The sequence below is a fragment of the Streptomyces sp. MS06 genome (assembly GCF_047200655.1).
In the GTDB taxonomy this organism is placed as follows: Bacteria; Actinomycetota; Actinomycetes; order Streptomycetales; family Streptomycetaceae; genus Streptomyces.
In genome coordinates this window covers 102,400-108,399 of sequence record NZ_JBJZOJ010000023.1, presented here as the reverse complement: position 1 = coordinate 108,399, position 6,000 = coordinate 102,400, and the positions used below count along the sequence as shown (strand labels likewise).

Here is a 6,000-nt window from a genome sequence, read left to right as displayed (position 1 = left end):
GTCGCCGACGCCGGCGATCTCGTGCAGTTCGGAGCTGTTGCGGCCGAACCGCTCCTGCCGGCCGTCCGCACCGGTGACCACCACGCCGCCCGAACCGTCGTCGTCCGGCCGCACCCTCATGTCGGCCATCGACGACCAGCCGGCTCCGAACGCGCCGGAGGTGCGCACGTCCAGCGAGTTGTAGGCCCGGTCCACCTGCAGTCGGGGCCCGACCGCGGCGATCCGGGCGTCCGTGGCGCCGGTGGTGAAGTTGCCCGCTTCCGGGCCGTAGCCGTGGCCGGAGTTCTGCGCCAGGTGGGAGGCGACCAGGGGCTGGGCGACCGCGGTGGAGAACGCCTGCGTGCTGCTGGTCGTCGTGGTCCAGCCGTCGAAGGCGGAGACGGTCCAGTAGTAGGTCTTCCCCCAGGACAGGTCGCCCACCGGTACGTCCCAGTAGGCGGCGGACTGGGAGCCGGAGGACTCCAGCAGCGAGCCGGACGTGTTGTACAGCGCGAAGTCGTACGTCAGCGAGGAGTTCGGCCAGCTGTCCGGATCGGAGGCCACGGCCTGGAGCTGCGGGGTGAGCGTCGAGGCGGTGAACCCGGTGACCGGATAGGTGTGGACGACGTCCGGCGCCTGGTCGGGCGCGTAGGTGACGTCGACGTACGGTGCGTGACCGGAGACGTGGTCGGAGTCGAACTGCTTCCAGCTCGTGGAGTCCGTACCCGAGGAGAACACCGCGATCCCGTTGTTCGCGGTCTTCCCGAGGGCGATGTCCTGGAAGTAGTCGGTCGACAGGGTCGTGTACTGCCACTGGCCCGTGGAGGAGTTCAGCGAGGAGTTCCCGCACACGCTCGACGACGGCTTGCCCGACCAGGTGCCGATCGCCGCCGCCGTGGGCGGCCGGTCGGACCACGACTTGCTGCCGGTCACGCTCCAGGACGAGGCGATCGGGTACACGTGGTACGAACTGGTCGTGCCGCAGGTGGAGGCCCAGATGTCGAACAGGCCCAGCTTCGCGCCGGTGATGTGGTAGCCGTTGCTCTTCGGCAGGTTCGGGAGTTTGATGAACGACTCGCCGATGTGCCCGCCGCCGTCATACGTGCCGATCTTCAGCACGGAGGCGGAGGAGAAGTCCTGGGCGTACGGGTACTCGGCGTAGGTGGTGTCGGTCTGACCGGACGTCGACACCGTCATGGTCGGGTCGACCGTGACGGGGAAGTCCACGGCGGGATCCTGCAGCCAGGACGGGTCCAGCGACATCCGGACCGCGGGCGAGCCGTCCACGGTCGTGACCGAGTACTGCATCGACCAGTTCTCGTGGTGCTCCCCCGACACCGGGTCCACGGCCGCGTCGAAGGCGTAGGGCTTGGGGAGGGTCGCCATGGCCGTGCCGGCGTCGTCGACCAGTTCCACGGTGCCGTCCGCCGCGGTGGCCAGCGACAGCCCGTGCAGCGACATGGGGAAGACCCAGCTCGTCGGCGCCGCCGCCGACTTCAGGATGATGGACTCCTTGACGCCGTCGCCGTTGCCCTCCAGCACGAGGCTGGTGTCCGGCAGGATCCCGTCGTACTCGGCCCGGGAACCCGAAACCGAGGCCGGCACACTGCTCGCCCCGGAGAGCGACCAGGACACCGACCGGGACGACGAGAGCGCCAGGGTGGCCAGCGGCCCGTCGGAGGTGCCACCCGTCACGACCGTGTCGACCGGTACCGCCTGCGACTGCCCCGGCAGCGCCGAAACCCCTGCCGGGGCCCGGTACACGGCAGCGCGTGCGGTACCGGTGCCCGAGGTGAAGGCCGGGGCGGCGGACGCCGGGGTGCCGTCGGTGGCGGTGCCCGCTGCCCGAGGGGTGGAGCCCGGCGCCCTCGACGCGAACGACACGCTCAGCGAGTTCGCCTTCTCCCGCACCCGGTGCCCGCTCGCGGACACCAGGGTGGAGTCGATCGGCTGCCAGTCACCGGCGCTGTCACGGTAGTTGACGACCTGCCGGAAGACGCGGCGGGTGAATGTGCCGTCGGCGTTGCGGAAGTAGTCGAACCCGGCCCCGGACTTGGCGGCCAGTCGCTTGGACGTCCCTGGGTCGTAGCCGTGCTTCGGGCTGCTCGACTCGCCTTGGCGAGCGGACACGTGCGCCGTCGTCTCGGGCGGCAGTTCGCCCTTCGCCCGCCCCGGTCGGGCACCTGCCGGGTGCCCTTCGCCCGCCTTCGCCCGGCGCACGTCCGCGGCCGTGCCCGTCACCGAATGCGGACCCGAGCCGTCCCCGGCGGCCAGCCAACGCGTCACGTCCGCGAGGGCGGTCCTCACCGACGTCCCCGGGTGCGACGCGGCGAACGCGCTACCGGTCTGCGCCCAGCCGGCAAGCACCACGGCCATCAGCGTTACCCAGACATGCCGACGCGGCACGCGGCGCATGGAAACCCCCACCCGGATGGAAACTCGGAATCACCAGATCGGCGCCACGTCCGTGACGCCGCAGTGGGTGATCGAAACAGTCATGCCGGGAACACGACAAGACTGCTTTACCGGTTGCGTTCGCGATCATGGCTTGATCTTTGCCGTGCCCACCCGCGTCGACAGGTCTCAGGCAGTCCCGGGTACGATCCGCGCGACCTCACGAACGCGAAGGATTCAAGGGATTCCACGCATGCGACGAACTCCGCCGAGTCGGGCCGTGCTCGGCGCTTCCGCCCTCCTCATCGCCGCTTTCGCCGCCGTGTTGACCTACTGGTCGGCCGGCCGGCAGGGCGGGAGCGCCGAAGGAGGGCCCCCGACTCCCGTCTCCTCGGTCGCCACGGCCCGAAGGGGCTGCCTGCTCACGGACAACCGCACAGATCCGGTCACCGGCGGCCGCGTGTGGACGGCTCTGCGTCAGGCCGCCGCCCACGATCCCCACCTGATAGCGCAACGCTTCGTGCTGCCCCCGGCCGCAACACCCGGCGGCTACCTCGACACGCTCACCCACATGCACTGCACGACCGTCGTCGCCGTCAGCCCGGCCCTGCGCGGCGCCGTCCTCGAGGCGGCCGGCGAACCCGGGCAGACCAGTCACTTCCTCCTGATCACCGAAGAGCCCACCGGCACCGGTCGCGTCGCGACGCTCTCCCCCGATGGGGCAACCGCGTCCGCCATCGCCGAGGCGGTCGGCGCACAACCGTAGCGCGACCTGCGAACCGGGGACGGCCTCACCGCACCCCGGTTAGCCCCTCCGGGTGCAGAGAAAGCCCCATGCGCACCGGGGTCACGGCCATACTCCGAGGGCGGTGTCGACCGTGCTCTCCTGCATGCCGTGGCCGACGACGATGCCCTGCCGGGCACGGGCTTCGGCGATGGCCGGGTCCGTCACCGACAGGGTCAGCGACCAGTCCTCCTCACGGCCCATGGCATCCACCATCTCGGGCCAGGCCATGCCGCTGCCGTTCATCGACTCGGGCAAACGGACATCGAGGACGAGCAGCCCGTTCACCCGCTCCACCACCGGAACCAGACCCTCCCGCCTCAGAAAGCTGCCGCTCGGCCCCTCGACGTACAGGGAGACACGAACCGGACCACTCGGCTCCTCGTCCAACGTGGCGGACAGCCGCAGCTCGTCACCCGCCATCCCGAACCCCTCGACCGTCAACCGTCCCACCGGCGGCAGGTCGGCGTGGGAACACACCGGCTCAAAGATCCACCTGACCACCTCCTGCTCCGCCCGCTCGGCTTCTTGCCTCTCCAGGAACTCGTCCACGTACTCCCAGGGATCCTGACCGGCAGCCTCCAGCGCGCGCTGCTCGCCCGCGGAAAGGAACCGGGAATGCGGATGACCGAGGATGTCCCGCAGATCGACCGGGCGCCCTCGCGAGTCCCCCAGCATCCGGACGAAAAACTCCGCCATCCCGTACGGCAGCTCGTAGGCCCAGCCCTCCCGGTGCCCGACGACGACCACGGGCCAGTCGTCCGGATCATCCCCGGTGACCCGCCAGAGCAGGTCGTACCCGATCGGGGTCACACCCCAGCCGAGCAGCGCCCCCGGGGCCGGCCAGGCGGGAAAGTGCCTCTTGCCGTGGAAGGTCTCGTAATCCACCCCCACAGCAGGTGTCATCCGGCGCACGGTGAGCACGCCCCGCTCGCCGACCGGCTCTCGGGCGTGGCGACGACGATCAGGTTGTCGATGCTTCCCCGGCCGTACACCTCCATGAAGTCGCGGTAGTCACGCGGGAACCCGGTCCCCCACTCGGCCCGGACCTCTCCCCAGGACAGAACCTCCACGCCCGCCGACGGAGGCGGCAGGAGCCGCTGCAACTCTCTGACTGCGGAATGCATGCCCTCTTCCCTTCCCTGCACGATCAGCGGACCCTGCAGCGAGAGCCTGCTGGCACGTCACAGGTCTCACGGCCAAGCCCCGTACGCCGTGTTCACCCCGCTCTCGTGCATGCCCGTACCCGTCACGATGCCGCGCCGCCCACGTGCAGCGCCGATCGCCCAGTCCTTCACCGAGACCGAGAGGCACCACTCGGGCTCGTGGCTCATGGCGTGTATGAGGTCCCGCCATGACATGCTCGTGTCGTTCATGTCCTCGTGCAGCCAGATGTCGAGGACGAGCGGATCCCCGGCACCGCCCGACGTGGAGACCGGCAGACCCTCACGACGCAGAACGTCACCGTTCGGGCCGCCGATTCGTACCGCGGCCGTGACCGGCGCCGTCGGTTCGAGGTCCAGGGTCGCCGACACACGCAGATGGTCGCCGTCCAGGCCGAAACCCTGGACGGTAAGCCGCGGCACGGGCGGATTGTCATGCTGGTGCCGTCCCGGGCCTTGCACCCAGGCGACCTCGTCGCTGTCCGCCCGCTCGCGCTCCCGCTCGTCCCAGAAGTCGTCGAGGTACTCCCAAGGGTCCTCCCCAGCGTCCTCGAGATCGGCCTCCTCCCGGACGCTCAGGTAACGCGAGTGCGGATGTCCTGGGATGCCCGTGATGCCGACCGGGCGGTCCAGGGGATCGCCGAGCATGCGGACGAGGAATTCCGCCATGCCGCAGGACAGCTCCACCGCTGTCCCGCTGCGGTAACCGACGATCACGACCGGCCAAGTGTCCGGGTCGTTTCCCCGCTTCCGCCAGAAGAGGTCGTAGCCGACGGGGGTGGTGCCCCAACTCAGCAGGGCCCCTTCGGCGGGCCAGGGCGGGAACCGCACCGTCCCGTGGAAGGTCCGGAATTCGCCCTCCACCGTGGAGGGCAACCCACGCACGGCAGGATCGTCGACTTCTCCGCCCCGCCCACCGGCAGGACAGACCCTGAGTACATCGTCCAGGCTTCCATAGCCGTAGGTGTCCACGAAATCCCGGAAGTCCTGCGGCAAAGCTGTTCCGTGGACGGCCTGGGCCTCCTCCCAGGGCAGCGGTTCCGCCCCGGCCGAGGGAGGAGGCAACAACGTGGTCAGCCGCCTTACCATTTCGTTCATGATCAACTTCTCACCTGACGCCGGGAGTGGGCAGCCGGTTCCGGCATGAGGAACACGCTGTGAGGCCTATGTTGGCCCACGTCCGCTGTGCCGGACTGCAGATGACGTCGGGCACCACGTCGGCACGCAGCTCGCCCCTCGTGCTGGCGGCCACCATGGCGAAGGCGTAGGGCACTGCGCGTTCCCCTCGTACACAGGTTCCACGTGGTAGTGGACGTCCGCGCCGGACTCCACCTGGGCGCGCGTCGCGTCCTCGAACTCCCGCATGTAGCCGGGACGGCCGGGGTCGGTGGGATCCTGGCGTGAGGAGTTCGTGGGCCGTCCGCAGGTTGCCTCGTTCGCCAGGACGCCCTCGCCGCCGAGTTGGTCGCCCAGCAGATGGCAGGCGTTCACGGAATACTTGGCATCAGAGACGCCCAGTTCCTTCGCGTACGACTGCGCCCACTTGCAGCCGGGGACGACCCGGGGGTTGGACGGGCTACCGCCGTCCAGGGCGCCGTCCGTGAGGCAGGCGTCGACGCCGGTGGCCCGGTTGCCGTTGGCCTTATCCCGTTCGCCGTACGTGACCGAGCCGACGCCACC

General features: G+C 69.8%; 5 protein-coding genes and 1 pseudogene. 1 reads left to right on the top strand and 5 read right to left on the bottom strand.

Annotation, left to right across the window (positions count from 1 at the left end):
• The coding region (locus tag ACL02U_RS15160) for a DNRLRE domain-containing protein (protein WP_412791331.1) at positions 1-2,355 on the bottom strand (2,355 nt) is incomplete at its 3' end.
• A 271-nt stretch (positions 2,356-2,626) separates the two neighbouring features.
• Here ACL02U_RS15160 and ACL02U_RS15155 point away from each other — a divergent pair.
• Positions 2,627-3,139: a hypothetical protein gene (locus ACL02U_RS15155; RefSeq protein WP_412791330.1), complete on the top strand. Its 513-nt coding sequence runs from the start codon at positions 2,627-2,629 to the stop codon at positions 3,137-3,139.
• 81 nt (positions 3,140-3,220) lie between these two features.
• On the opposite strand, the gene ACL02U_RS15150 is transcribed toward ACL02U_RS15155, so the two are convergent.
• The 4 genes and pseudogenes from ACL02U_RS15150 to ACL02U_RS15135 form a co-directional block, all read right to left on the bottom strand.
• The gene (locus ACL02U_RS15150) at positions 3,221-4,063 is read right to left on the bottom strand and encodes a hypothetical protein (protein WP_412791329.1); all 843 of its coding nucleotides are present in this window, start codon (positions 4,061-4,063) and stop codon (positions 3,221-3,223) included.
• Complete coding sequence (locus tag ACL02U_RS15145; protein ID WP_412791328.1) at positions 4,060-4,284, bottom strand: hypothetical protein; 225 nt, start codon at positions 4,282-4,284, stop codon at positions 4,060-4,062. Before ACL02U_RS15145 ends, ACL02U_RS15150 begins: the two co-directional genes overlap by 4 nt.
• Before the next feature lie 66 nt (positions 4,285-4,350).
• Positions 4,351-5,418: a hypothetical protein gene (locus tag ACL02U_RS15140; protein ID WP_412791327.1), complete on the bottom strand. Its 1,068-nt coding sequence runs from the start codon at positions 5,416-5,418 to the stop codon at positions 4,351-4,353.
• A 225-nt stretch (positions 5,419-5,643) separates the two neighbouring features.
• Positions 5,644-5,811: pseudogene (locus ACL02U_RS15135) on the bottom strand (hypothetical protein); the annotation flags it as partial.
• Positions 5,812-6,000: the final 189 nt, after the last annotated feature.

Excerpts from the sequence above, each read along its gene's own strand:
- ACL02U_RS15155 (WP_412791330.1), top strand. The coding sequence starts at position 2,627 with ATGCGACGAACTCCGCCGAGTCGGGCCGTGCTCGGCGCTTCCGCCCTC.
- ACL02U_RS15150 (WP_412791329.1), bottom strand. The coding sequence starts at position 4,063 with ATGACACCTGCTGTGGGGGTGGATTACGAGACCTTCCACGGCAAGAGG.
- ACL02U_RS15145 (WP_412791328.1), bottom strand. The coding sequence starts at position 4,284 with ATGCATTCCGCAGTCAGAGAGTTGCAGCGGCTCCTGCCGCCTCCGTCG.
- ACL02U_RS15140 (WP_412791327.1), bottom strand. The coding sequence starts at position 5,418 with ATGAACGAAATGGTAAGGCGGCTGACCACGTTGTTGCCTCCTCCCTCG.